Below are 2,417 nucleotides of genomic sequence, written 5' to 3'. Positions count from 1 at the left end.
CGCCACCTTGCCGCTTCGTAGTGCTCTACAGTTGCCCGGTCTAAATAAAACCTTACAGGTTCCCCGGTTGATCCCCCGGTTCGGTTGAGAATCAGGTTTTCCGGCTTTTGTCCTTGAGCCAGATAGTGATTGGTGTTCTCGATGAAGTTCTGTTTGGTTAAAATCGGAAGTTGTTTAAGCACACCTTCCGGTTCCCGTTCAACTTGGTCGAGCAGGTAGGCGAAGGGCTGGTATGCAGGAACCCTGGCGAGGCAGTGGCGCAGCAGCACCGCGAGTTTTTTCTGCTGGAGGCGCCTGATTTCGTCCGGCGGGAGGAACTGGGTTTGCTTTAGATGGGACAGGTATTGACGGATTTTGTTTCCTTTGAACCTTTCCATGGCAGGGAAGGCGAGGTATTTGATTAACGCCTTGTTCAAGCTCATTTTCTCAACCGCCCTGATTTTTTTCTTTTTTCCTGGCGGGCAGATGCCACAGTTCTTTAATTTAGATTTTAATAATTTAGATTCTCCTTCAGGAACCGGTTTTCCTGACGGTCTCCCTAGTTATTGATTTTGCTGAAAGGCAGGGAGATAAAGAATGCTGCAAAGATAAAAGCAAGGGAAATTAAGGGAAAAGCATACCTGCTCGAAGCGACGTAAACAAGGTGGGTTAAGGTAAAGTAGAGAAAAGTAAACAAAATGAGCAAGATGTACGGAAGGTTTTTTCCTGGCTTGATCAGGGAGGTTGCAATCCCGAGCAGAGAGCAGATCATGAGAATTTGGTGGAGGAGCGTAACGGATTGTTGCGGGAGACGCGCAAGGGAGAACCAGTAAAAAGGGTGGTCCCACCAGAGCACTTTGAATTTTCCTATCGTATACCAGTTTAAGTAGGTCCAGAAGTCCTGGCGGAAGTTAGCTTTTATTCGCTGAAAAGCATAATTGCGGAGCGCTTGATCGGTTGCCGCTTCATCACCAGGCACCTTGGGCCAAAATTGAGCGGCACTCCCTCGAGGTGTCCAGAGGCTGTTATTTAAATACGTACCCGTAAGGAGCGGATTCCCGTTGTTGGTGGTCAGGGGAATAAATTTGTCAAAGTGAAGGTAGTTACGTATCCACCAGGGGATGAGCGCGGTAACTACGGCAAGTTGGAGAATGAGGAAAGCGCGGAGTCCTTTGTTCCAATTTCTTTTCAGACACTCGATTAATGCAACAGTACCCGGCAAGAGGGCTGCTGTCGGCCGGACTAGAGTGGCAAGGCTTAGTATTATCCCCCCCGTTGCCAGGAAGGGAGTGCGAATCAGGCGAAAGTACCTGAAAACAAGAAATAAAAAGGCATAAAGGAAGACGGAAAATAGGGTTTCTGTTAGAATGAGGTTGGGGGCAAGGATGTTGGGAGGGTAGCACGCTGTGATAAATGCTGCAAGAAGGCCGATGCCCACACTAAACATTTCTTTCCCCAGCAAAAAAATTAACCAAATGCAAACAACGCTTAAGAAATCTTGAACAAGGCGGACTGCCAGAAGATTGCAGGACCCTGCGATTTTAAAGATGAGTGCCAGAAAGAAAGGGTACCCCGGCATGAGAAAAGCCGAGGGTTTCCCGGGATCACCATATGTAAGCATTCCTGTCTGGGCGAGAGTCGCACCACTGTTAACATAGCACGCGTCATCGCTATTTAAGAAAAAACGGGATCCCTCTTGAACGGTAACCGTTACACGTAGAAAGCTACCTAATAACAGAATTATTGTTAAAATAACCAAACTTCCTTTTCGAGACATCTAGCTCCCTCTGGCTGGTTAAAAGAACAAATTTTCACAAAAATTATACTACACAAAATACTAAACAATAAAAAATACTAAACAATAAAAAATGCTGGAAAAAGATTGACCTGCGCCAGAGATGCTTTTTTGCATATTGTTGGACTAGCTTCTGAATCCAGGAAAAAACAAAGAGGCGGGGGAGCGCGCTCAGGTCGAGGCTGCCGAGCCGGTTAACCCCCGTTTTCCAGAGAATCTGGCCCGCCACCAGAAGGACGACATTGGCTATCACCAGCCCCAGTGTTTTATACAACTTCTTTTTGCTCCCTTCCTTTTTCTTTTGCAAGTTCGTAGCGCAGCAAGGCGACTTCCTGGGCCAGCCGGACCACCCGCCTGGAGAGCTGAGAGAGCGCCACCGAGAATCTCAGCAGTTTTTCATCTCATTACTTTTCGCCACTTTATGTCTTAAATCCTGCCGGCCTGTACAAATCTTTTCCAGACCAAACAAGGGGACGGTTCTCATGTTTGCGCAAGCAGGTAAGGGTAAGTGACGAAGCACGAAATCAAAAAAATTAAGTGGTAGACCGGTTAATGTTCTGCACCAGATGGAAAAACCAGAGCGGGATAAAATCTTGCAGAAAATCAAGGAAATAGAGGGGAGTAGCCTCAGACAGATTGCGAG

The 2,417-nt window shown here is 47.1% G+C and carries 1 protein-coding gene and 1 pseudogene; both read right to left on the bottom strand.

Annotated features, from left to right (window positions below):
* Positions 1-422, bottom strand: a pseudogene (locus HPY90_RS15890) (phenylacetate--CoA ligase family protein); the annotation flags it as partial.
* 116 nt (positions 423-538) lie between these two features.
* Positions 539-1,756, bottom strand: a complete 1,218-nt coding sequence (locus HPY90_RS15885; RefSeq protein ID WP_287195954.1) for an ArnT family glycosyltransferase — start codon at positions 1,754-1,756, stop codon at positions 539-541.
* Positions 1,757-2,417 lie beyond the last annotated feature (661 nt).

The sequence above is a fragment of the Syntrophothermus sp. genome (genome assembly GCF_013314835.1).
GTDB classification, from domain to species: Bacteria; Bacillota; Syntrophomonadia; order Syntrophomonadales; family Syntrophothermaceae; genus Syntrophothermus; species Syntrophothermus lipocalidus.
Note: the sequence above shows the minus strand (reverse complement) of the source record. Positions and strands in the feature narration are given on the sequence as shown.